At 27.0% G+C, this 24,859-nt stretch carries 23 protein-coding genes; 19 read left to right on the plus strand and 4 right to left on the minus strand.

Going from position 1 to position 24,859, the window contains the following annotated elements; translation table 11 throughout:
- Positions 1–219 precede the first annotated feature (219 nt).
- From O0R46_RS04745 to O0R46_RS04770, 6 genes are all read left to right on the plus strand, one after another.
- Complete coding sequence (locus O0R46_RS04745) at positions 220–1,110, plus strand: Ppx/GppA phosphatase family protein (protein WP_269312444.1); 891 nt, start codon at positions 220–222, stop codon at positions 1,108–1,110.
- Between the two features lie 15 nt (positions 1,111–1,125).
- Positions 1,126–3,243 carry a polyphosphate kinase 1 gene (gene ppk1, locus O0R46_RS04750; protein ID WP_269312445.1) on the plus strand — a complete coding sequence of 706 codons (2,118 nt, stop codon included), beginning with the start codon at positions 1,126–1,128 and terminating at the stop codon, positions 3,241–3,243.
- A 152-nt stretch (positions 3,244–3,395) separates the two neighbouring features.
- Positions 3,396–4,760, plus strand: coding sequence for a GTP pyrophosphokinase (locus O0R46_RS04755; protein WP_269312446.1), 1,365 nt, complete (start codon positions 3,396–3,398; stop codon positions 4,758–4,760).
- Positions 4,761–4,765: 5 nt separating this feature from the next.
- The gene (locus O0R46_RS04760; RefSeq protein WP_269312447.1) at positions 4,766–5,656 is read left to right on the plus strand and encodes a radical SAM protein; all 891 of its coding nucleotides are present in this window, start codon (positions 4,766–4,768) and stop codon (positions 5,654–5,656) included.
- Between the two features lie 165 nt (positions 5,657–5,821).
- Positions 5,822–7,441 (plus strand): Na/Pi cotransporter family protein, encoded by a 1,620-nt coding sequence (locus O0R46_RS04765; protein ID WP_269312448.1) that lies wholly within the window; start codon positions 5,822–5,824, stop codon positions 7,439–7,441.
- Between the two features lie 23 nt (positions 7,442–7,464).
- Positions 7,465–8,292, plus strand: a complete 828-nt coding sequence (locus tag O0R46_RS04770; protein ID WP_269312449.1) for an Mrp/NBP35 family ATP-binding protein — start codon at positions 7,465–7,467, stop codon at positions 8,290–8,292.
- Positions 8,293–8,347: 55 nt separating this feature from the next.
- Here O0R46_RS04770 and O0R46_RS04775 read toward each other — a convergent pair whose 3' ends face one another.
- Entirely contained in the window at positions 8,348–8,581 is a 234-nt protein-coding gene (locus O0R46_RS04775) for an LSm family protein (protein ID WP_269312450.1), read from the minus strand.
- Between the two features lie 98 nt (positions 8,582–8,679).
- Between O0R46_RS04775 and O0R46_RS04780 the strand changes: the two genes are divergently transcribed.
- From O0R46_RS04780 to O0R46_RS04815, 8 genes are all read left to right on the plus strand, one after another.
- Positions 8,680–9,282: an NUDIX hydrolase gene (locus O0R46_RS04780; RefSeq protein WP_269312451.1), complete on the plus strand. Its 603-nt coding sequence runs from the start codon at positions 8,680–8,682 to the stop codon at positions 9,280–9,282.
- Positions 9,282–9,572 carry a GIY-YIG nuclease family protein gene (locus O0R46_RS04785; protein WP_331275624.1) on the plus strand — a complete coding sequence of 97 codons (291 nt, stop codon included), beginning with the start codon at positions 9,282–9,284 and terminating at the stop codon, positions 9,570–9,572. Before O0R46_RS04780 ends, O0R46_RS04785 begins: the two co-directional genes overlap by 1 nt.
- A gap of 109 nt (positions 9,573–9,681) precedes the next feature.
- Complete coding sequence (locus O0R46_RS04790) at positions 9,682–10,083, plus strand: GntR family transcriptional regulator (protein ID WP_269312452.1); 402 nt, start codon at positions 9,682–9,684, stop codon at positions 10,081–10,083.
- Positions 10,070–10,789 (plus strand): ABC transporter ATP-binding protein, encoded by a 720-nt coding sequence (locus O0R46_RS04795; protein ID WP_269312453.1) that lies wholly within the window; start codon positions 10,070–10,072, stop codon positions 10,787–10,789. The genes O0R46_RS04790 and O0R46_RS04795 overlap by 14 nt, the downstream gene beginning before the upstream one ends.
- 845 nt (positions 10,790–11,634) lie before the next feature.
- Positions 11,635–12,516, plus strand: coding sequence for a hypothetical protein (locus tag O0R46_RS04800; RefSeq protein WP_269312454.1), 882 nt, complete (start codon positions 11,635–11,637; stop codon positions 12,514–12,516).
- Positions 12,516–13,019 carry a hypothetical protein gene (locus O0R46_RS04805; protein ID WP_269312455.1) on the plus strand — a complete coding sequence of 168 codons (504 nt, stop codon included), beginning with the start codon at positions 12,516–12,518 and terminating at the stop codon, positions 13,017–13,019. Before O0R46_RS04800 ends, O0R46_RS04805 begins: the two co-directional genes overlap by 1 nt.
- Before the next feature lie 32 nt (positions 13,020–13,051).
- Entirely contained in the window at positions 13,052–13,840 is a 789-nt protein-coding gene (locus O0R46_RS04810) for a hypothetical protein (protein WP_269312456.1), read from the plus strand.
- Between the two features lie 45 nt (positions 13,841–13,885).
- Positions 13,886–14,992: a DUF3810 family protein gene (locus O0R46_RS04815; protein WP_269312457.1), complete on the plus strand. Its 1,107-nt coding sequence runs from the start codon at positions 13,886–13,888 to the stop codon at positions 14,990–14,992.
- A gap of 59 nt (positions 14,993–15,051) precedes the next feature.
- Here the strand turns inward: O0R46_RS04815 and O0R46_RS04820 are convergent, their stop codons facing one another.
- Both O0R46_RS04820 and O0R46_RS04825 read right to left on the minus strand, forming a co-directional pair.
- Positions 15,052–15,639 carry a chromate transporter gene (locus tag O0R46_RS04820; protein WP_269312458.1) on the minus strand — a complete coding sequence of 196 codons (588 nt, stop codon included), beginning with the start codon at positions 15,637–15,639 and terminating at the stop codon, positions 15,052–15,054.
- Complete coding sequence (locus tag O0R46_RS04825; RefSeq protein WP_269312459.1) at positions 15,632–16,201, minus strand: chromate transporter; 570 nt, start codon at positions 16,199–16,201, stop codon at positions 15,632–15,634. The genes O0R46_RS04820 and O0R46_RS04825 overlap by 8 nt, the downstream gene beginning before the upstream one ends.
- A 156-nt stretch (positions 16,202–16,357) precedes the next feature.
- On the opposite strand from O0R46_RS04825, the gene O0R46_RS04830 reads away from it, so the two are divergent.
- The 3 genes from O0R46_RS04830 (at position 16,358) to O0R46_RS04840 (ending at position 19,971) form a co-directional block, all read left to right on the plus strand.
- A complete protein-coding gene (locus tag O0R46_RS04830; RefSeq protein WP_269312460.1) occupies positions 16,358–18,208 on the plus strand; it encodes a tetratricopeptide repeat protein in 1,851 nt (616 codons plus the stop codon).
- An 83-nt stretch (positions 18,209–18,291) separates the two neighbouring features.
- Positions 18,292–19,227, plus strand: coding sequence for a magnesium transporter CorA family protein (locus O0R46_RS04835; protein ID WP_269312461.1), 936 nt, complete (start codon positions 18,292–18,294; stop codon positions 19,225–19,227).
- A 48-nt stretch (positions 19,228–19,275) separates the two neighbouring features.
- Positions 19,276–19,971 (plus strand): class I SAM-dependent methyltransferase, encoded by a 696-nt coding sequence (locus O0R46_RS04840; protein ID WP_269312463.1) that lies wholly within the window; start codon positions 19,276–19,278, stop codon positions 19,969–19,971.
- A 77-nt stretch (positions 19,972–20,048) separates the two neighbouring features.
- On the opposite strand, the gene typA is transcribed toward O0R46_RS04840, so the two are convergent.
- Positions 20,049–21,884, minus strand: coding sequence for a translational GTPase TypA (gene typA / locus O0R46_RS04845; RefSeq protein ID WP_269312464.1), 1,836 nt, complete (start codon positions 21,882–21,884; stop codon positions 20,049–20,051).
- A gap of 270 nt (positions 21,885–22,154) precedes the next feature.
- Here typA and O0R46_RS04850 point away from each other — a divergent pair, with 270 nt between their 5' ends.
- The gene (locus O0R46_RS04850) at positions 22,155–22,367 is read left to right on the plus strand and encodes a hypothetical protein (protein ID WP_269312465.1); all 213 of its coding nucleotides are present in this window, start codon (positions 22,155–22,157) and stop codon (positions 22,365–22,367) included.
- A gap of 170 nt (positions 22,368–22,537) precedes the next feature.
- Entirely contained in the window at positions 22,538–24,847 is a 2,310-nt protein-coding gene (locus O0R46_RS04855; protein WP_269312466.1) for a heavy metal translocating P-type ATPase, read from the plus strand.
- The last annotated feature ends 12 nt before the right edge of the window (positions 24,848–24,859 follow it).

Consider the following 24,859-nt stretch of genomic DNA (forward strand, 5'->3'; position numbering starts at 1 on the left):
CGATTATGATTAAAATCATAGTCGCTATTTTTATTATGATAAGAAAAAATAATACTTTACATATATTTATTTAAATTATTAAAAAGTTAAAATAATATTAAGTTTATTAAATATCTTTAACAGTATTGGTGTATAAAATAATATATAATAATATTTAAGAAATAAAAAGTAAATAAGTGTAATTAGAAAGGGCGATTGAAAGTATCGTAGGGTATTATTATGAGTTATGCCGTTATTGATATAGGTGCAAATACAATTAGATTAAGTATTTTTGCTATAGAGAAAGAAAAACCGATTTTACTATTTAACAAAAATCAAACAGCAGGACTGGCAAATTATAATATAGATGGTGAATTGAGCCAAGCTGGTATTGATACCTTAATAAAGGTATTGGGAAAGTATCAGAAGATACTAAGTTACTATAGAACTGAAAAAGATTATATATTTGCTACGGCTTCACTTAGAAATGTAGGGAATTCAAAAGAAGTGATAAAAAAAGTTAAAGAAGAATTAGATATAAAAATAGATTTATTAAATGGAAAACAGGAAGCTAATCTAGGTTTTTTAGGTATATCTACAAGTGTTAAAAACTTAGAATCTGGTATAACAGTAGATATTGGTGGTGGATCAACAGAAATAGTATACTTTAAAGATGAAAAAATTGAAGATGTATTTAATTTAGATGATGGATGTCTATCTCTTCATAAGAAATTTGTAAAAGGTATAGTTCCTACAAAAGAAGAATTAGATTTAATATCAGAATATATAGATGATAAATTTATAGAATTCTCTGATATACCTAAAGATATAGATAGGTTAGTAGGTATAGGTGGAACTATAAGAAGTACTGGAAAAATTTTGAAAGAATTAAATGTAACTAACAATAAAAATGCTTTTAAAGTATATGATGTATATTACTTAATTAGCTTGCTTAATAAAAATGATCAAGAAACTTATAAATCAATTTTAAAAGTTTCTCCTGACAGAATACATACCATTTTAACTGGATTGATGATATTTAAAAAAATATGTGAAACATTTAAGATAAAAGATATAAATGTTTCTAATTTTGGTATTAGAGAAGGCTATTTAATAGATAAAATCAAATAAGTAGGGGGGATTATTGTGCAGGTTAAAGAAAATTCATTATATATGCAAAATAGGGAAATTTCTTGGTTGAGATTTAATGAAAGAGTATTATCGGAAGCGGATCAGGCTGATGTTGCCACATATGAAAAATTTAAATTTGTAAGTATATTTACTAGTAATTTAGATGAGTTTTTTATGGTTAGAGTTGGTAGCTTGCATGATATGTCTTATATGAAAAAGATAGCTTTAGATTCAAAGACTGGTATGACACCTAAGGAGCAAATAAGTGCTATATTAAAGATGTTGCCAGATATGTATAATAGGAAAGATACATTGTATGACAAAATTGTTGAGGAACAAAAGGAATATAATATATTTGATTTAAAATATATAGATTTAAGCAAAAATCAGGAAAAATACATAAATAGTTATTATGAAGAAAATATAAAGCCAATATTATCGCCTCAGATTGTAGACATAAGACATCCATTCCCATTTTTAAATAATTTGATCTTATATGTATATATAGAACTTCAAAAAGATGGAAAAACTTTTTTTGGACTAGTAGAAATACCCAATTCTGCACCAGACTTTATATTATTACCTGGCGAAGCAATAGATTATATACTTATTGAGGAAATAGTGTACAATAAGGTAGAAGAAATATTTAATGATTTTGAAATAATAAATAAGAGCGTAATATGTGTCACAAGAAATTTCGATTTAGATGCAGATAGCGAGCTTGCGGATGAATTTGATGACTATAAAGACAAAATGAAGATGATTCTTAAGAAGAGGAAAAGGCAGGCCGTTGTAAGATTGGAATCTAATCAAAGATTAAATGACAATATGAAAAAGTTTTTGCTTAGTAAACTTGAATTAAATGAGCAAGCATATTTTTATACTACATCTCCTATGAAGATGAAATTTGTATTTGATTTATTAAGTGTAATACCTAGTGCAAAAAAAGAAAAAATACTATATCCAGAATTTACACCATATTATTATAATAATGAAAAAAAGACGTTATTAATTGATGCAATCGAAAAAAAAGATATGCTACTTTCTTACCCATATGATGATATGCAAACATTCATTGATTTGTTGAGTGAAGCTGCAGATGATGATAGGGTAGTATCAATTAAAATCACAATATATAGACTAGCTAAAAATTCAAAAATTGCTAAAAATCTAATAAGGGCGGCTGAAAATGGAAAAAATGTAACAGTACTTTTAGAGTTAAAGGCAAGGTTTGATGAAGAAAATAATATTGATTATTCTAACTTATTATATCAATCAGGTTGTAAAATACTTTATGGTTTTGAAAAATATAAGGTCCATTCAAAATTATGTCAAATAACTTATAGGGGGAGAAGAGGAGAATATAAATATATTACTCAGATCGGTACAGGTAATTATAACGAATCTACTTCAAAAATATATTCGGATTTTTCATTAATTACAGCTAATAGAGAAATAGGTCTAGATGCTACAGATTTTTTTAATTATATGTCAGTTGGAAATTTAAATGGAAAATATGAATATTTAGTTCAATCACCATCATCTTTAAAAGATAAATTTTTAAAATTAATAGATAGAGAGATACAAAAGGGTTCGGATGGATATTTATTTTTTAAAATGAATTCATTTACAGATAAGGACTTTATAAAAAAATTATCTGAAGCATCACAAAATAATGTACAAGTTATATTAATCATAAGAGGTATATGCTGTTTATTACCTGGAGTAGAAGGTAAAACAGAAAATGTAGAAGTAAGATCTATAGTAGGTAGATTTTTAGAACATGCAAGGGTATTTCAATTTGGAAGAGGTGAACAAGCTGATTTATATATAGGTTCTGCTGATTTGATGACTAGAAATACTGAACAAAGAGTTGAAATAGCTTGTCCAATTTTTGATTTAGATATAAAGAAAAGAATAGAAGATTATATTAAGCAGCAACTAAATGATGGCGTAAAGGGCAGAAAAATGAACTCAAAAGGTGAATATGAATTAGTAACTAATATTCATAATTCAGTAGCTTCTCAGGATTATTTTATGAGCCTTGCCAATAGAAAGAGAATGTCTCAAGCTGACAATATTATTAATAAGAAAGAAACAAATAACTTATTTAGAAAATTATTTAGAAAATAAAAATGAATAAAATATAAAAATGAATAAAATATAAAAGAATGGTAATTACAGTATTGTTTTTATCATTCTTTTTTATTTTGTCTTGCCAAATATGATATAATATATATTGAACAAAATATCGTACTTTTATTTGATTAGTATTGGAGGGTCAAATGAGTCTCAAAGAATATGAATTTATTGATTTAGCTGTTTCTATTTTGACAGAAAAGAAACCAGCATTACAGGTCATTGAGAATGAATTGGTTAAATTTTTTACTGAAATGCCACTTAAAGATAATGAACTTATGTCAGTTACATCTAGAATAAAATCGGAAAGTAGTTTGAAAGAGAAAATAATTAGAAATAGGTATTTAGCAGATTATGATGATCCATATGATTTAATTTCTGATTTACCAGACTTGATAGGTCTTAGAATAGAATGTAAATTTATTAAAGAAGAAGAGGATATATTTTTACAAATTAAAAAATTTTTTAACAGAACTGATAATAGGAAGTTTTTTTATAATAGGTCTAACAAAAATATTAGGTTATATTTATTTGAAAAACAACCTCTCAAGCAAAAAAATGGATTTGAGATATACAAAGTAGACGGAGAGTATATTTTTTTAGATAAAAAAATAAAATTTGAATTACAGATTAAATCTCTAGTTAACGTTTTTTGGAGTGAAATAGAGCATAAGATTATTTATAAAAATACAGCATTTTTATTAGAGGATAAATTTTTAAGAGATATGATGACATCTATTAAAAATAATCTTACAATGATTGATGATCAGTTACTAAGTATATATAATAATTTTAAGCCATCTAATAAATCTGATACTGATAGCAGATTGGATGATTTAAGGAAATTATTTGCAAAATTTGTATATGATTCAGTTACAAGACAAATGGAAGATAAATTGTCCTTTGTAATTGATTTTAAAAAGCCTTGTGAGGCAATATTGAATTTTTCGATGCATAAATTTAAAGAAGCCGATAAAAATTCCAATGAATATATGAATGATCAATATAAAAAGATAAGTGACTTTTTAAAAAAAGATTTGGAATTCAATAGACCATTTATATTTGAAGACACAATTAATTTACAAGATGATTTTATTAATAAATTAAGTATTCTATTTCAAGAAAAAATGAATACTGAAGTACCTTGGAATTTGTTTTTTAGAATACTATTCGAACTTGAACCGGATAGTGAATCTGAAGATTTTCTGAATTTCTTAAAGTTCTATAAAAAATCAATTCTTTCATTGGAGAGCATTTATAATATTGTGGATAGATTTGGAGAATACAGTAATGTAATAATTAATGATATGTACGACTGTATATATAAAATGATTTTACATATAGGTAAGGTAGATATATTTTATGAAAGCAATGTGAACAAAATAAATAAATTAGCTTCAGAAGGTTTAGAATACGTATGCTATGAATTCGATACATACTATGATTATATGGAGCAAAGAAAAATTATATGCAAGACAATGACTGATAGCTTGATAAAAATTTGGGGGTGATTGATATGAGTGAACGATTGTCATATCTAAGAGTAATGTTAACTGAAGAAAGTGAATTTATACCTATGTATTCAAAAGCGCCTTTTGAATCTGACCTTATTGATCAAGATAAGCAGGCTATGAAACTAGAGGATTTTGAAAAGTTAATTAAATATTTTTCAGATAGAGGACTAAAAAAGATAAGATTTGTAGGTGGAAATCCTCTTTTATATAAGGGTCTAGAAGAATTAATAGAATACTCAAGAAAATTAGGTATAAAAGAAATTGGTCTGACTACAAACGGAATTGGTCTAGGAACAAAGGTATTAAAATTGCAAAAATTAGGACTTACTAATGTAAATATTTCATTAGATTCCCTAAAAGAATATAAATACCAAGCATTAACAGGCGGTGGAAATTTAAAAGAAGTTTTTTTAGGTATTGATGCTTGTATGGCTGCTAAGATAGATACAAAAATTAATTTTCTAGTAATAAAAGATTTTAATGATGATGAAGTTTTTGACTTTATAAAACTTTCAATGGACAAGCAAATTGATGTAAGATTAATTGAACTTTTGCCTTATGGTATAGACAGCAAGGTATATGATAGGGGACATATAGACTTAAAAGAATTAATAAAAAATACAGAAGGTATATATGAAATAGAGAATGACAAATTAAGTATATCCGACTATTTTAAAGTCGAAGGTGCAATAGGAAGAATAGGAATTATTACTTCATCTAATAGAGAATATAAAGAAGACATAAGAAGAATAAATGTAAGTAATAGAGGTTATATGAATATTGGACAATTGCAAGAAAATGAATACTTTATTAAATCAATATTAGATAATGATAAAAAAATGGATGCTATTATACATGAAATAACAAAAGATAAACCGATAATTAATTATTAAATATAAAAGTTTTATATTATACTATTAAAATATTAACTATATATTAAATTCAAATATAGTTAATATTTTTTTTACATTTATTTCAACTTATGATATTATATTAATGCGGACTTTTAAAAAATAGATTATAAATGAGTTTGTTAATAACTAAATTGAGGTGAAAATATGGAAATCGCAATCTATCTAATCGGAGGATTAGGTATGTTCCTTTATGGAATGAATGTAATGGGTGACGGATTACAAAAGGCTGCAGGTGATAAGCTAAAAAAGATAATCGAGCTTCTTACAACAAATAGAATTATGGGCGTATTTGTCGGTACATTAGTAACTGCAATAATACAAAGTTCAAGTGCTACTACTGTAATGACTATAGGTTTTGTTAACGCTGGAATTATGAATTTAAGTCAGGCTGTTGGTATAATAATGGGTGCTAATATTGGTACTACAGTAACCGCGCAGCTAGTTTCATTTAGTATAGAAAAGTATGCTCCTATTACAATAGGAGTAGGTATGGTATTTTGGCTATTCTCAAAAAATAGAACAGTAAAAAATACTAGTGAGATACTAATTGGTTTTGGTATATTGTTTGTGGGTATGAACTTTATGAAGGCTGCTGCAGCACCAGTTTCTGAGATGCAGTCAGTTCATGATGCAATGTTGTTTTTAAGTAAGAATCCAGTTTTAGGTATTTTAGCAGGGTTTTTAATTACTGGTACAATTCAAAGTTCATCGGCATCTATAGGTATATTAATAGTTCTTGCTTCACAAGGTCTATTACCTATTACTGCTGCATTGCCAATATTATATGGTGATAATATAGGAACTTGTGTTACTTCACTAATATCTACAATAGGTGCTAATAGAAATTCTAGAAGAGCTGCAATTATGCATTTGTGTTTTAATATAATTGGTACAATATTATTTATTACAATATTGAGCAAACCGATTATAATGATTGTTCAAAATCTTGACCCAACAAATGTACCGAGACAGATTGCCAATGCTCATACATTATTTAATGTGGTTAATGTATGTATACTATTGCCTTTCAGTGGTTATTTAGTAAAATTAGCCTATAAACTAGTTCCAGTTGTAGCTGATGAAGATGATACATCTTCTACTACAAAGTTCTTGGATGAGAGAATGCTTGAAACTCCATCTATAGCACTTTCTAATACGGTCGATGAAATAATTAGAATGGCTAGTCGTTCTACTAGATCTCTGAATTATGCTTATGAGTCATTGAAGAATGATGGTGAAATTAATAGAAAAAAAGCATTTGACTACGAAAAGATAATTAATAAATTACAGTTTGATATTACTAATTTCTTGATTAAACTAACTACTAGGAATTTAAGTGAAAATGAGAGAATTAAATCAGATGTTCTATTCCATATAGTAAATGATATAGAAAGAGTAGGAGATCATGCAGAAAATATAGCTGAAATTTCAGATTTTGTAAGCGAAAAGAATATTAAATTCTCAGAAGAAGCCATAAGAGAATTGGATAATTTATTTGACATTGCCTCAAAAAATTTCTATGATTCAATCACAGCAATTAAATTGAATGACTTAGATCTTGCAAATAAGGTAGCAATAAGAGAAAAAGAACTTAATGGTTTGGAAAAAGAATTTAGAAAATCTCATATGGATAGATTACATGATGGTAAATGTTCTGTAGAGGCTGGAATATACTTCCTTGATATAATTTCAAATCTAGAAAGAGTTTCTGATCATTCAAAGAATATTGTTGATGAAGTTAATAGATTGAAGGGAAATTATTAATAATAAACCAAGGAGGTTAGGCTATGGGAAATTGTGAATCTTGCCCATCAAAAAATTCATGTTCATCAAATGCTGATACATGTGGAGTAAAGAATAATCCAAATAACAATATAAAGAAAATAATAGGAGTAATGAGTGGTAAAGGTGGAGTTGGTAAATCAACAGTAACCACTTTACTCGCAAAGCGACTTACCAAGAAAGGATATAATGTCGGTATATTAGATGCTGATGTGACTGGACCAAGTATACCTAGACTTATGAGATTAGACGGTATACAGGCATATCACGATGGTAATTGTATTTTACCTGTTATTACAGAAGATGGTATAAAAGTTATATCATTAAACCTATTATTAGACTCTGAGACTGCACCAGTAATTTGGAGGGGTCCAATGGTTGGTGGAGTAGTGCAACAGTTGTATTCTGATGTTTTATGGGGTGAATTAGATTATTTATTAATTGATATGCCTCCAGGAACAGGAGATGTAGCTCTTACAGTAATGCAATCTATACCAATTACGGGTATTGTTATGGTTTCTATACCGCAAAATCTAGTATCCATGATAGTATCAAAAGCAGTAAATATGGCAGAACAATTAAATGTTCCTGTAATAGGTATAGTAGAAAATATGTCTTATATTGAGTGTCCTAGTTGCTCTGAAAAAATAAGAATGTTTTCAGATAAATCACTAGGAGATTTCCTTGCAAAACATAAGCTTAACTTATTAGGTGAGTTACCTATGTCAAAAGAAGTAATTTCTATTTCGGAAGATGGATTAACTGAATTAAGCGAAGATTTAGAGTCTATACTTGATGGTATCGCTAGAGAAGTTGAAAATTTTGAAGTATAATAATAAAAAAAGGTAGCCTATAGGCTACCTTTTTAATATAAAAGAGTATGTGAATTTAAATTGTTCTTATTGATTTTATTGAACTCATAGGGATGAAGAATGATTCACCTTTTACTAATCTAGAATCTGTATCACAAGCTACATTATGTGTTATAGTTAGAGAATCATCATCATAGTCTGAAATTATACCATATAACTTTCTTTGGCTAATGTAAGAATCTAATTCAACATATGCATTATGATGAGTAGATACAAAATCCTTAAAAGATTTATTGTTTTTATTTAACATATGAATCACCTTCCTTTAAAATTGTTTAAAATTAAACTTCTTGTCTTGCTATTATTATAATATAAAATGAAAAAAATGTAAAGGGGAAATGAAAAAATATGAAAAAAATTCTTAAAGAAAATAGAATAAATGATGTAATTCAAAAGTTTTCGTCACGTTTTTTAAATGTTTATGAAGTTATTTATCTAGATAAGTTTAAAAATGAAAAGAAATGGGTATTAGCTTCCCGTAAAAAAATAGATGATTATAAGAAACTTATAAACAAAGAAGAGTGTAGAAAAGTTGACGCTGTTGTTATAGTGGGTGAAAATATTGATGAGCAAGGTATAGTATTAATAAAAGAGTTTAGAGCACCTATTAATGATTATATATATTCATTACCCGCTGGTTTAGTAGATAATGATGAAGATATATATGAAACAGCAATAAGAGAAATGAAAGAAGAAACAGGTCTTAATGTTGTTCAAATTGATAAAGAAAAATCTTGCCAATATTCTTATGCATCTGTGGGCATGTCAGATGAGTCTTTATCAATAGTATATGCAACAGTGGATGGTAAGATATCAGATGAATACCTTGAGGAGAGCGAAGATATACAGGCTATATATGTTGATAAAGAAAAAGCTATTGAATTATTAAGGTCTGATGAAAATATTGACGTTAAGGCATGGCTAGTATTAAAGGAATTTGTTGAAAGATAATGTATACTTATATAATTAGATGCAAGGATATGTCTCTTTATTGTGGTTATACAAGCGATATAGATAGAAGATTCAAAGAACATGCTAGTAAAATAGGAGCAAAGTATACAAGAGCAAAAGGTGTTTTGAGATTGGAAATGTATATTAAAACTGACACAAAAAGCTCTGCTATGAAATTAGAATATTACATAAAAAAATTATCAAAAAATCAAAAAGAAAAATTGATTTATGGAGATGATAGTTTATTAATCAACTCATGTGTAGACATTTTAGATATAATCAGATTGTAACAATAAAATATCAATAAAAAAAGGTCTTATGACCTTTTTTTATTGAAAATAAAGTGTACTAGTAGTATAATACATAGTGAAAATATTTCTTTATAAAGGAGTTGATTCTTTGGATGCAATTAAATTAAATAGCAAAAAACCTATTTATATTCAAATAGCAGAATATTTTCAACTGCAAGTTTTCATAGGTAATTTAACTCCAGGAGAAATTATACCTTCTAGAAGAGAGATTGCTACTAGCTTTAGAGTAAATTTAAATACGGTACAAAAATCGTATTCTTATATGGAGGAAATAGGATTAATATTGACTAAAAAAAATAAGTTCAGCATTATTACAGAAGATGAACAAAAAATTGATAAATTAAAGGCTTATTTTTTGGAGGAACCTATTAGAAATTTTATAGATCAAATGAAATTAATGAATATAGACAAGAATAGAATACTTGCTTTGATTGATATATATTACGATAAAGATGAAAAAGAGTACGGAGGGTCAGATGATAGAAATTAAAAATGTTACTAAAAAATATAAAAAAAGGACCTATACAAGAAAAAAATACATGCAATTTGCCCTTGATAATGTAAGTGCAAAAATTGAAGATGGCAAAATTATAGCTATAATAGGTATAAATGGTTCTGGAAAAACTACTTTACTAAAGGCTATAGCAGGTTTTGTAAGGCTTGATGATGGTATTATATTGATAGATGGTAAGAGGGTTTCTATAAAGACTTATAAAGATTTAATTTTTGTACCAGATTTTGACACTCATTTTAGGAACTATACTGTAAATGATATGATTAATTTTTATAAAGATTTTTATCCAAAGTGGAATGATAGAAAAGCAGATTATATGCTTGAGTTTTTCAATATTGATAAAAATGAAGTAGTAGATTATCTCTCTAAAGGAAATATTGCAAAGATAAAGCTAGTTATGTCTTTTGCATTAGATACAAAATATATACTTTTAGATGAACCTTTTAACGGAATTGATATATTTAAAAGGGAAGAGTTTGTCAGTATGATGAGCAAATATATGAAAGAAGATCAAACTATAATTATTACTACTCATGAGTTGAGCGAAATAGAACATTTAGTAGATGATGTACTTATATTAAATGATGGAAGATTAATGGCTAATTTTACTGCTGAAGATTTAAGGACTAATGAGGGAAAATCAATAGTAGATAAAATGAGAGAGGTTTCTATTTATGAATGATTTAATAAAGATATTAAGGCACAATATAAAACAAAATTTCAGCTTTAGTATGGCAATAATAATGTCAATAACTTTTCTTGTTTCATTAATGTCAGCAATTTACCTGTTATTTTTCAGAAATAGGTTGATGAGGTATTCAGGAAATAATGGTGACCCTAATATATATTACAGAGATCTTATATCATCGTCGTATGAAGTAACCACTAAAATATCATTTTTGTTAATTGTAATATGTATAGGATTATTTGTGATGTATATATCTTATCACAGGCTCTATGATGATTTTGCATCTACATACGTAATGAATCAACTACCAGTTAATAAAATAGTACACAGATTTTCTCTTTACATTGAATCTATGCTATTAATAATTAGTATAATTTTCATATTAAATATATTTTTATATATAAATGTATATTTACAAGAATATATATGCAGGAAACTAATGGTAATAAATACAAATATTTTGACAAATTTTATACCACCAAATGAAATATATAAGGCCTTTCAAAATAAAGTGATGTTATTTTCTACTAGATGGGATAAATTTTTATTTGAAATATTAATTATATGGCCTATATTTATATGTTTGTGTACTATGCAAGTAATTATATATAAGATATATAAAAATAAAACTTTGATTTTTTATGGGATAATTTTGCTATTAATACTTGTAATATCAAATATTACAGGTGAATTTTTATTGGATACTGTTTTTTACTATATATTTTATAATTCTATGAGTTTTAAGATGATTTTTGTAGGTTTAATATGTCTTATAATACTTTTTTTGTACAATTCATATTTATTAAATAACAAATACGAGATTTAAGAGGGGTGATATTTTGAAAGATATATTTAGATTATATTGTTATGACATTAAAGAAAATAAAAATATTTTTAAAATACTTACTCTGCTGACAGTAATTTATATAGTCATAAATTTTTCTTTAAACTTTTATATGATTCTAAACTTTAATCCATCATATATCAAAGAAGTATTAAAAGATTTTAGTCAACAAAACAATATAGCTCCATATATATCAAATATAATAATTAATAAAAATATAAGTTACTATAGCTTTGATGACTTTATTTATTCCCAATCACTTTTAGTAGTTGGAACTATCTATATTTATAGCATATTTGCATCTATTTTTATAGTAGTAGATGATTTCTCTAGAAAAAATAAAAGTATGTTTGTATACGCAAATTTGCCAATAGCGACTTATAAATATAAAATATCGAAAATACTTACAGGCTTTTCTATTTATCTTTTCACTATGATTATTATGCAAATTTCTTATATTATGTTGAATTTTCTTTATAAGCTTTTTTTAAATGAATATTATGACGCCTCACTTTCAAATATGATTTCAATTGGACTCCCTCTTAATTTTGATTCTTTTGGCGCAAATATGCATTTCATTTTTATTACTATTTTGGCCAGTGTAATATTTTTACAATCATTTGTGAGTATATTCTATAATGGTAGAGAAAATGGTAACTATTTAAAAAAAGTGATGTGTTTTATTGCAGTACTTTTGTATATGTTTTTAATATTATTGATAATAGTGGCCTTTTATTTGGATGATTACAAAGTTATGTATTCAATATTTAATTTTGATATATTTACTGTCTTGAATTTTCTTATAATAACATTAGGATTATTAACATTTACTTTAGACTGTAAATTAACCAATAGAAGAATTAGAGGAGGTTTATAGTGAATAAAGCTTATATAAAAGGTATTATAATATTTTTATCGATGATAGGATTTGTTCTCTTGTTCTCAATTTTTCAAGAAATAAATGGAGAAAAGTCTTATATAAAGACCATTAGTGGTGATAAAAAAATACTTGATGAAATAAACTTGGTATATGATAATAAGGGGACAAGTAAATCATTTGACGAAATAAGAAAAAATATATTGATTAGTGGTGATAAATTATTGCTTTTTAAAAGTGATAAGACTAATAATATAAAATGTAGCCAAGTTAAGGGAAGCATGATTTATGATTTTATGGGATCTAAATACCAATTACTTGATAAAAAAAGTAACTATAATGCAAATATTGATTATGTAAACCTCAATAAAATTGATTTTATCAAAACAGATACAAATAGAACATATATTGGAAGTTATTTTATAAAGGACCCTTCAAAAATACTGTATGATTCTTATAAAAGTACCGATGAAATTTCTAATATATATATATATCATATTTAATTGGTTATGGAGAAGATAAATATGCACTTGTAGTGAGTTCAAATAGTGATAGCAAGCATAAAGGTCCGTATAGAGCAAAGATGTCTATCTTACATTTTAATACAGTTAATAAAAAAAGTGATATATTAAATTCATTTGATGTAGAATCTGAAGGTACAAAAAATTTAACCTCTTCAGACCTTGGAACAAGTATATATGATTTAAATGATAAAATAATGGTTGTCTATACATTAAATGGAAAAATAAATACATTTATTACAAGTAAAGATTCTAAAGCTATTACTAATAAAAATTCATATAGCATCTATGAACAGAAATATCAAAATTTTAAATACTTAAGTCAAGATAATATAGAATATGATATAAAAAATCAGTTTTACAATATAGAAAATAATACTTTAGCAGTTGCCTATACAAATAATAAGGATAAGTTAAAGCATATTGCTTTATATAAGGTAAAAGATGATGATTTAGAGTATGATTCAGAGTTTGTTATTCAAAGTAATAATAAAAATAGTTTTGAAAAGTCATTCAATAACAAAACAGAGAATAAAAATAAGCTTTATCCATATATATATAAAGAAACGAGTCTATACAATGTAAAGGATAAGCTTGTGATAATTGATAGTATAAATATGTACTTTAATATGAAAGATGGAAATAAGAAATTATTTGATAAGAAATATATTTTAATTCAGGTATATTCTATGAATGATAAAAAACTAATTTATTCAGGTGAATTAAGGGGAAGTATTGAAAGAGATGGATTATTTGATTCTTATAATTCAAATATCATGCCTTCAATAAAAATTAAGAAATAGTTGACTAAAATGTGATATAATATATCGCACTGTGGAGGTGAAAATATGCAAAAATTTAAGTTAAGATCTTTTATTTTGATTTTAGTATCTATATTTTTCATCAGTTTATCTTTGAAGTATGATGTAGCAATTGAACTAGTTTATACCAATGTAGTAAATAAATTTTTTAGAGAAAAATTAAGCCTACTATTTGGTCATACTTCTATACCAATAGGTGACATTCTAATGCTATTATTAATTATACTAACAATAGTATTGCTAGTAAGACTTGTACTTTCAATTTTTTCTCCTAAAAAAATATTTTCAAATATAGCAAAGACAATTTTTTTAATTATTAATATTAGTGCAATATTCTTGTTTTTATTTGTTGCCCTATATGCTCTAAATTATCATACTAGACCAATGCAGAGTATAATAGTTGATAAATATAATCGTAAATATTCAACTAACGTTAAAATTGATGTAACTAAAGACAAGAAGATGGAAATTTTTTATTTTTTAAATGATAAAATAAAAGAAAATAAAAAATTAATTTCTAGTGAATCAAATAAATTTGTAGATAAAGATATAAATGGATTTTCAAAAGAATTGAATGTAGGCTACAATGCAATATCTGATATATTTCCTAATTTAGAAGGGGAATATTCTAGTCCTAAAAAGTCACTTTACTCATCTGTTTTTAATAACTTTGGATTAGATGCGATATATCATATATATACTAATGAAGTATCGATAAATGATAATATTCCTAGAATTTATAAACCATATATTATGGCTAAGTATATGGCATATCAAAGAGGGGTTGCTAGAGAGGATGAAGCCTTGTTTACAGCTTTCTTGGCTACTTCAAACTCTACTAATGTAGAAGTTCAGTATTCAGGGTATTTGTCAATGCTAAATTTACTTGTTGAATCTACTAAGATAAAAGATAGAGTAACATATAATGAAATGTTATCAAAAATTGATGATAATACAAAAAAAGATCTCAATGAAATAAAGAGATATAAATTACAGTATGGACAAGGAAAATTTATAAAAGATCAAATATGTGTATATTATAAAAGAATAAATGGAGATTTAAGGTCAACAGACTTAAGTATTCAGACTATAGATATTTTATCTATATATTATTCATTGTTTTCATACAAGTAGAAATAAATAAAAAAATAACTGGTATTACCAGTTATTTTTTTATTTATTTAATAGGCAAATCATATCATAAAATATAAAATTAAACCTAAAAAAGCTGACAGTAATAGTGTCTTTATAACAGAGTTTTTTCTATACTTTTGCATAATTATTGCAAAAAAGAATCCGATTAATCCTAAATAATTTATAGAAGAGAATATTTCTTTTGTAGATATTATAATTGTAATATTTTTAAGTTCTACATTCAAAATAGATGATGTAAACATAGATATAGCAGCTACTAATATTAAACCTGCTACAGCTGGTTTTAGTCCACTAAGTATATAATCCATAAATTTAATTTTTTTACCTCTAAATAAGAGATTTCCTAACAAGAGCATCAATATACATGAAGGTAATACTTCACCAAAAGTAGCTATAATAGCCCCTGGTAGACCACCTAATTTTGTACCAACAAAAGTTGCGGCATTTATAGCTATTGGTCCAGGTGTTAGTTGAGATAAGGAAATTAAATCAGTCATTTGATCAATGCTCATCCAACCATTTACTTCTACTATATACTTTTGTATAAGAGGAAGTACAGCATATCCACCTCCAAATGAAAAAGCACCTATTTTGACAAAAGTAACGAAAACTAATAGACTATTCATATTTATCACATCCTAAATCTATGATTGAAAAATATAAGAGTCCAGATATTGCACTTGATAGAATAATATATATTGTATTTACTTTTATAAAGAGACTAAGTAAAAGTGAAATTATAAAAACAATAATACCGTAGCCTTTATTTTTTGAAAGTGCTTTTTTTGCCATGCTATATACTGTAATAAATAATATAGCAGTTACAGAGCCACTCATTGTATCTAGTACAGCCTTTGCAAGTGAATTGTTTATAAGGTATTTATATATATAAAAAACTAAGCTAATAGTAATTAAACAAGGAAGTACAGATGCAATCAAACAAGTAATAGCACCTTTAATTCCCCTTAATTTAAAACCTAAAAGTAAGGAAGTATTAATGGCCATGGGCCCAGGTCCAGATTGAGAAATTGCAATTATATCTAACATCTCGTCTTCATCAATCAAATTTAATTTATTGCTGAATTCATCTTTTATTATAGGTAGTATTGTATAACCACCGCCAAAAGTAACAGCATTTATTTTAAATAAAATCTTAAACAAATTGATTAAATTTATTTTATTATCCAAAAAAATCACCCCAATTATATTTATATTACTAATAATAAATATAACACAAGAATAGCCTATAGTAAAATATTTCCAGTGGTTATTTACTTTATATTTTAAATCAGATATAATTATATTAGAGAAATTATGTTTATTTTAACTAAAGGAGAGTAATTTATGTCGCAAAATCCAAAAGTTGATTACCTAAAAGGAAATTTTTATGAAAAAATAGGTAAGTCTGAACTTGCAGTTGAAAAGTTTATAGAAGCAGCAAATGCTGGATACGACAGAGCTCAGTTGATATTAGGTCAATTATATGACAGCGTCAATGAGATTGAACAGGCTGAGCATTGGTATAAATTAGCCTTTGGTAATGGAGTAGATTATGCAGCTTTTAACCTAGGTAATATGTATTATAATAACGAACTTTATGATACAGCTTTGTATTGGTATGAAAAGGCTGCAGAAAAAGGTATCTTAGAAGCAAAAAACAATTTAGGGGTAATTTACTATATATTAGAAGATTATGAAAATTCAAATAAAATTTTAGAAAATGTTGCTAATGAAGGTTTTGCTAAGGCATATTTTAACTTAGGTCTATTAAATCACGAATTAGATAACAATATAGTATCCGAAGCTATGTATGAAAGAGGAGTAGCTTTAAATGATGATGACTCTACATATAATATGGCTGTAATTGAGATGGAGAGAGAAAATTATCCAAAAGCAATAGAATTATATAAAAAACTAGTAAAAAAGAAACACATCAATGCATGCATAAATTTAGGGGTACTGAGTGAATTAGGAGATAATATCACTGATGCAGAAAAAGCATACCAAGTAGCAGCTGAAGAAGGAAATGTAGATGCACAGTATAGGTTAGCTTATATATTGGATGGAAGAAACAAAGATTCTGATGCCATTCATTATTATGAGTTAGCTATAAGTCAAAATCATACAATGGCTAAATACAGATTAGCAAATCTTTACAATAGAAATAATGATACAGACAACGCTAGAATATATTATAAGATGGCATCTGAAGATGGTATAAGCGAAGCAAAAAATAATTTAGCAGGAATATTATTTGAAGATAAGAATTTTAAAGAAGCGGGTAAATATTATAAAGAAGCTATCAAAGAAGGATGTTATAATTCTTCAGAAAATATGGGCGATTTATGCAGAGTTTTAAAGGATTATGATATGGCTATTAGTTATTATAAGCTTTTACCTACATATCCATCTTGTCAGATCAAGCTAGCAAATATGTATGAAAAGAAAAATGACATAGATAACATGTTAGATTGGTATAAAAAAGCTGCAGATAGCGGCGATATTGAATCATGCTTTAAGCTGGCTACAATATACGAAAAAATAAATGAAAAAAGAAACGCAATAAGATATTATAAAATTGCTTCAGAACATGGTCATGAATTGGCTAAGTTGTATTTAGGAAGATTTTTCTTTATGGAAGCAAATTATGAAGAGGCAAAAATATATCTGGAAAGTCCAGCATCTCAAAATAACATATATTCACTAAATGCATTAGGAATTATATATGATAACTTTTTTAAAGATACAAAAAAGGCAATTGAATATTATGATAAAGCATCATCCCTAGGTTGTACAGAAGCTATGTATAATCTATCACAACTTTATTATAGGTCTTTCGAGTATGAAAAAGCAGAAGAATATTTGAAATTAGGTGCATCCAAAGGGAATAAGAGATGCGAATATTTCTTGGCAGCATTTTATTATAAAAAATCAATGAGAATGTTTAAATCACTAGCAAAACTAAGCTATGAAAACTCTTCTGATTTAATGAAAGATAATAAATATATGGATTTTATATATGATAATTTAATAGTTGCAGACTTTGATATTAGTCCATTTAAATTTGAAATAATGAAAGAAGATGTAGAACCACTTTATATTTTAAATATAAAAGAAGATATTACACCACTACTAAATCAAAAAGAAACTAGAATGGCTGTTGATCAAGGTAAGGTAGAAAATTTTGATATATAGATTTAATAATTATTTATATTTGAATAGAAGAGGTTAAATATTTTTACTAATTAATAATACACATATAAGAAAGGAGTGAGGCCATGATTAGATACTATAAAACAATCGACTTAAAACTAGAGCAATTAGATGATTATGAATCTGGTTGTTGGATAAATCTATCAGAGCCTACTTCTAATGAAATAGATGAGATGGTAGAAATGCTTAAAATTGATAAAGATGTTTTAACAGCTGCATTGGATGACGAGGAAAGTTCAAGAATCGAATATGATGAAGATTATACGTTGGTAGTTATAGATGTACCTTTTGATATGTCAGATATTCAAGCGGCCAATTATACAACTGTACCATTAGGGATTGTAATAGCAAAGGATAGTATAATAACTATATGTTCTAAACAGTCTAGGATTGTAAATGATTTTATAGTAGGTCATGTTAAAGATTTTTATACTTTTATGAGGACTAGATTTATACTCCAGATATTATATAGAAATGCTTCCTATTATTTATTATATCTAAGAAGAATTAATAAAAGAACAAACATGATAGAGGAAGAGATATATAAATCCATGAGAAATAAGGAATTGCTACAGTTATTGCAATTAGAAAAATCTTTAGTATATTTTTCAACTTCATTAACAGCTAATGAAGCAACGCTTGATAGAATATTAAAACAAAATATTATAAAACATTATGAAGAAGATGAAGAATTGCTTGAAGATGTAATAATTGAAAACAAGCAGGCATTACAAATGGCCAATATTTATGGCGATATACTAAGCCGAATTATGGATGCATTTAGTGCTATTATTAGTAATAATCAGAACAATGTAATGACATATCTTACAATTGTAACCATAATAATGGCAATACCAACTATTATATCAGGTTTTATGGGAATGAATGTAGGAGGAGTACCATTTGCAACTAATTCATTTGGTTTTTGGTGGACCCTAATAATTACAGGTGGAATTTGTTTGGTAGCAACTTTATATTTAATTAAAAAAAGGCTTTTATAGGATAAGAATGTATATTAGCCTTTTTCTTATATTTATAGTGGAGTAATTATGAAAGAATCGTTTTATGAAAAGAAACTTAATATTGAAACATCTAGAATAGAAACTAGACAAGATAATATAAAATATTATAATAGATATGAACCTACGCCATATCAAGCGTTGGATTTACTATTGAAAAAATATGAAATTAAAAGAGAAGACCACTTTGTAGATTTCGGTTCCGGAAAAGGTAGATTTTCTTTTTTTATTAATTATTATACAGGTGCTACTTGCACAGGGGTAGAATTAATAGAGGATTTTTATAAAAAATCTATTGATAATTTAAACAAATATAGGTCAAAAAATTATTTAAAGGCTCAAAATTTATTTTTTGTTAACACCTATGCAGAAAAGTATGAGGTTTCTAAGTTTGAAAATAAATTTTTCTTTTTTAATCCTTTTTCTAAATCTATATTTATTAAAGTTGTAAATAATATAATTAAATCATATGAAGAACATCCTAGACCCATTGATATTGTGATGTATTATCCGTGTCAAGAGTATCTAGATTATTTGGATATAAAGACTACTTTTAATCATTTAATAGATATTGATGTTGATTGTAGTAAAAATATAAGAGATAAGATTTCAATATATAGAATGGATGATACTATAGCAAGTTTGGAAGATAAGTTCATTATAGAATTTAGCTGTGATAAAACTTGTTATTATAGAATTGATAGGTTTAAAGAGAATAAAAAATAGAGTCTACATGTATATGTGTAGACTCTTTTGTATTATAGACCCTCTCCAATCAAATGTATCGGAGAGGGCTTATAATACTATACTGTTTTATTTTGTAGTGATCTATTATATTTAATTCTATCTTGTTCGTTTAAAATTTTCTTTCTCAATCTAATTGAATCTGGAGTTACTTCTACAAGTTCATCATCTTCAATAAATTCTAAAGATTCTTCAAGAGAGAATACTTTTGGTGGAGCTAGTTTGATTGCATCATCTGATCCAGAAGCTCTGACATTACTCATTTTCTTATTTTTACAAGGGTTTACAACCATATCTTCTTTTCTAGAATTCATTCCTATAATCATACCTTCGTATACATCTACAGCAGGATCAACAAATAATGTACCTCTTGAAGCGAGTGCATTAAGAGCATATCCCATAGTCTTACCAGGTGTTTGTGAAATCAAAACACCATTTAATCTAGTTGGTATTTCGCCTTTGTATTCTTCAAATCTTTCGAATGAAGAAAGAAGAGTACCTTCACCTCTAGTTACATTTATGAATTCACTTCTGTAACCTAATAATCCTCTTGTTGGAACCATATATTCAATTTTTACATATCCAGAATCATCAACTTCCATAGATTCCATCATACCTTTTCTAAGATTTAGATCATTGATTATTGTACCTGAATAAGTGTCGGGACAAGATACAATAACTCTTTCTATTGGTTCTACTATATTATTATTTTCATCTTTATGCATTAATACTTGTGGTTTTGAAACTCCTAATTCATAACCTTCACGTCTCATATTTTCTATTAGTATTGAGAGGTGAAGTTCTCCACGTCCGCTAACTCTATATCCATCTGTTGTATCTAAAGGTTCAACTTTTAAACCAACATTAACTTCTAATTCTTTTTCTAATCTATCTCTTATATGTCTTGTTGTAACGAATTTACCACTTCTACCTACAAATGGTGAATCATTTACCATAAAATTCATTGATAGAGTAGGCTCCTCTATTAATATTTCACCCATAGGTAGTGGATTGTCAACAGCACATATTGTTTCACCGATTGATATATCAGGAATACCAGCTATAACAACCATTTCACCACTCATAGCTTGTGTAGTTTCTACTTGTTTTAATCCTTCATATACTGACATCTTAGATATTTTACCTCTTCTAGGCTCATTACCTTCAGAACAAATAGAAATTTGTTCATTTGAATTTACAGTACCCTTGAATACTCTACCAATACCTAGTCTACCAATATAATCATCGTAAGCTAGTGCAGAAATTTGTAGCTGTAATGCTTCATCATCATAGTTAGGATATGCATCTACATGATTTATTATTGTATCAAATAAAGGAGATAAATCTTTTTGCTCATCATCTAACTCTTTTAATGCTACACCTTGTTTAGCTATACCGTATATAATAGGGAAGTCACATTGTTCATCATTTGCATCTAATTCAACAAATAAGTCGAATACTTCATTGACAACCTCTTCGGCTCTTTGATCTTTCTTATCTATTTTATTTATAAATAAAATAGGTCTATGGCCCTGTTCAAGTGACTTTTGAAGCACAAATCTTGTTTGAGGCATTGGCCCTTCAGTTGCGTCAACTAATAGTATGACTGTGTCAACAGTCTTTAGAACTCTTTCAACTTCAGAAGAGAAGTCACTATGTCCAGGTGTATCCACTATGTTTATTTTGTAGTCACCATGTCTGATTGAACAGTTCTTTGAATAGATTGTTATTCCTCTTTCCTGTTCTATATCATTGCTATCCATTACACAATCTCTAACTGTTTCATTTTCCCTAAATACACCACTCTGATTTAAAAATGCATCAACTAGGGTAGATTTACCAGCATCAACATGTGCAATTACTGCTATATTAATTATTTTATCTTTATTACTCACTAAAATCGCTCCTTTTTAAAATACAAAAAATGGATTTAATATAATCCAACTCTACTATTATATCAAATTATAATACTATTGTATACAATAAAATGAATCTATCATTGATTATATACAGATAAGAGTTTTATTTTTAATATTTAAATATTGAACTCGTAAATGTACGTCACACAAATTTGATTAGCATATTGATGAAAATAAGGGCAAATGGTAAAATATTAGTATAGAATAAAACACTTTAGAGGGGAGTTCGTTTATACGAAATTTACTATGAAAAAATCGACTAGAAATATATTACTATTTATAGCTTTATTCTCAATAATATCAGCCACTGGTGGTTTAATTACAAAGCTTTTCTTCAAGGCTGATGTACCGGCGACTTTTATAGTTGGAGGTTTAATTAGTGGTATGGCACTTACTTATGCGGTAAAATCTTATGAAAATGATGATAACTATATGCCAAAGGATAAAAGATTAAAATAAGAATTTAAGAGCAGATTATGTCTGCTTTTTTTAATATAGATTATATGATATTAAATATTATAATTACTAAAAAATATATAAAATATATCTATTTATTTTTATTATAAACTTTTTTTCTTGAATTATTATACCCTATAAGGGTATAATAAAAAGATAAGGAGGTAAGGTAAATGACACAAAGTATTAATGATGATTTATATAATGATAATGAGATTACAATAAATACAAATAAAGAAATAAATACAAGTAAAATATCATTTAAGATAGATGGAATGTCTTGTTCAGCATGTGCTAGGGCTGCGGAAAGAGCACTAAATAAAACAGAAGGTGTATCATTAGCTAATGTTAATATAGCTACTGAGAAAGCTTATGTAGAGTATGATTCTAGTATTACTGGTCTAAAAGATTTTAAAAGTGCAATAAAATCTGCAGGATTTAAGCTTGTAAGTGAAGATGGTAAAAATTTTTCGACAGGTGATAATTTATTTAATAGGTTTCTTGTATCCATTATACTAGCTACAATGCTATTTATAATATCAATGGGTCCTATGATTGGTATTACTTTGCCAAATATAATATCTCCACATCATAATCCTATAAATTATGCAATTATACAAATTGTTTTAGTAATACCAATTATGATGGCAGGAAATAAATTTTACACCAACGGTTATAAAAGCTTATTGAAACTAAGTCCTAATATGGATACACTAGTAGCTATATCTACTACAGCAGCATTTTTATTTTCATTTTATAATACAGTGAAAATGTATATTTATCCAGATTATTTAAAACAGTTAATGGACTCACACACACATTTACCCCTATACTTTGAAAGTTGTGGCGTAATAATTGCACTGATAATGTTAGGTAAACATTTGGAGTCAAGGAGTAAATCTAAAACTTCAAAATCCATAAAATCACTTATAAATTTAAAAGCTAAAAAAGCAATTTTATATATTGACGGTGTAGAAAAAGAAGTTGAAATAGATAATGTAAAGACTGGTGATATTTTGATAATAAAGCCAGGCCAAAAAATACCTGTAGATGGTGAAGTAATTTACGGTAGTACATCAGTTGATGAATCTATGCTTACTGGAGAAGCAATTGCTATAGAAAAAAGTATAGGCGATAAGTTAGTAGGAGCTAGTATAAATAAAAATGGTAATATTAGGATGATTGCCCAAAAAGTAGGAGACGATACGACATTATCACAAATTATAAAGTTGGTAGAAGATGCCCAAAACAGAAAGGCTCCAATAGCAAATCTGGCAGATTTAGTGTCTTCATACTTTGTTCCTATAGTTATGTCAATAGCAACAATTTCTGCTTTTATTTGGTATTTTGTAGGGAAATCTACTTTTGAATTTGCACTGACTATATTTGTATCTGTACTGGTGATAGCTTGTCCATGTGCATTAGGATTGGCTACACCAACTGCAATAATGGTAGGAACAGGCAAAGGTGCTGAAAATGGGATACTTATAAAGGGTGGTGACTCACTTGAGATAGCAAAGGATATAAAAACAGTAGCCTTTGACAAAACCGGTACCATCACTGAGGGAAATCCAAGGCTAACTGACTTTATGGTAGAAGATGAAAGTTATAGCGAAAATTATTTACTTGGATTAATAGCATCGATTGAAAAAAAATCTGAGCATCCACTAGCAGATGCTATTGTGGATTATGCAAATAAATTTGGGATAGAATTTTTAGATATAGACCAATTTATCAACATTGAAGGTATGGGTATAAAGTCAAGCTTGGATAATACTGAGATACTAATAGGAAATAGTAAATTGATGTATAAAAATTCCGTATCAAATGTAGAACAAGTATTTAATAAATATAAAGATAGGATAGATGATGGTAAATCTTATATTTATATAGCTATTGATGGCAAGTGCGTAGCTATGATATTTGTAGCAGATGTAATAAGAAAAAGCAGTATTAGTGCCGTAAGAAAGCTTAAAGATTTAGGCATAGAAGTAGTAATGATAACAGGTGATAATGATTTGATAGCTTCATCAATCGCTCAAAAAGTAGGTATTGATAAGTACTATGCTAATATATTACCTGCTGATAAAGCTTCTATTGTTGAAGGACTAAAAAGTAGTGGTAAAAAAGTGGCTATGGTGGGTGATGGTATAAATGATGCACCAGCACTTGCTACTTCAGATTTAGGAATAGCAATAGGTAATGGTACAGATGTTGCGATTGAATCTGCTGATATAATACTAATCAAAAATGATATAAATGATGTTTCAAAAGCAATAAGACTTAGTAAGTCTACAATAAAAAATATAAAAGAAAATTTAGCTTGGGCATTTATTTATAATATAATAGGTATACCTTTTGCTGCAGGAATTATATATGCTTTTGGTGGCCAATTATTAAATCCTATGATTAGTGCTGCTGCTATGTCATTGTCATCTGTTAGTGTCGTTTTAAACGCATTAAGACTTAATAGATTTAAATAGCATTATATTGTA

The sequence above is a fragment of the Peptostreptococcus equinus genome, from assembly GCF_027125355.1.
Lineage (GTDB): Bacteria > Bacillota > Clostridia > Peptostreptococcales > Peptostreptococcaceae > Peptostreptococcus > Peptostreptococcus equinus.

Excerpts from the sequence above, each read along its gene's own strand:
- O0R46_RS04835 (WP_269312461.1), top strand. The coding sequence starts at position 18,292 with ATGATTAGATACTATAAAACAATCGACTTAAAACTAGAGCAATTAGAT.
- O0R46_RS04755 (WP_269312446.1), top strand. The coding sequence starts at position 3,396 with ATGAGTCTCAAAGAATATGAATTTATTGATTTAGCTGTTTCTATTTTG.
- O0R46_RS04770 (WP_269312449.1), top strand. The coding sequence starts at position 7,465 with ATGGGAAATTGTGAATCTTGCCCATCAAAAAATTCATGTTCATCAAAT.
- O0R46_RS04795 (WP_269312453.1), top strand. The coding sequence starts at position 10,070 with ATGATAGAAATTAAAAATGTTACTAAAAAATATAAAAAAAGGACCTAT.
- O0R46_RS04820 (WP_269312458.1), bottom strand. The coding sequence starts at position 15,639 with ATGAATAGTCTATTAGTTTTCGTTACTTTTGTCAAAATAGGTGCTTTT.
- O0R46_RS04815 (WP_269312457.1), top strand. The coding sequence starts at position 13,886 with ATGCAAAAATTTAAGTTAAGATCTTTTATTTTGATTTTAGTATCTATA.
- O0R46_RS04745 (WP_269312444.1), top strand. The coding sequence starts at position 220 with ATGAGTTATGCCGTTATTGATATAGGTGCAAATACAATTAGATTAAGT.
- O0R46_RS04775 (WP_269312450.1), bottom strand. The coding sequence starts at position 8,581 with ATGTTAAATAAAAACAATAAATCTTTTAAGGATTTTGTATCTACTCAT.
- O0R46_RS04855 (WP_269312466.1), top strand. The coding sequence starts at position 22,538 with ATGACACAAAGTATTAATGATGATTTATATAATGATAATGAGATTACA.
- O0R46_RS04765 (WP_269312448.1), top strand. The coding sequence starts at position 5,822 with ATGGAAATCGCAATCTATCTAATCGGAGGATTAGGTATGTTCCTTTAT.
- O0R46_RS04760 (WP_269312447.1), top strand. The coding sequence starts at position 4,766 with ATGAGTGAACGATTGTCATATCTAAGAGTAATGTTAACTGAAGAAAGT.
- O0R46_RS04785 (WP_331275624.1), top strand. The coding sequence starts at position 9,282 with ATGTATACTTATATAATTAGATGCAAGGATATGTCTCTTTATTGTGGT.
- O0R46_RS04830 (WP_269312460.1), top strand. The coding sequence starts at position 16,358 with ATGTCGCAAAATCCAAAAGTTGATTACCTAAAAGGAAATTTTTATGAA.
- O0R46_RS04850 (WP_269312465.1), top strand. The coding sequence starts at position 22,155 with ATGAAAAAATCGACTAGAAATATATTACTATTTATAGCTTTATTCTCA.
- O0R46_RS04840 (WP_269312463.1), top strand. The coding sequence starts at position 19,276 with ATGAAAGAATCGTTTTATGAAAAGAAACTTAATATTGAAACATCTAGA.
- O0R46_RS04780 (WP_269312451.1), top strand. The coding sequence starts at position 8,680 with ATGAAAAAAATTCTTAAAGAAAATAGAATAAATGATGTAATTCAAAAG.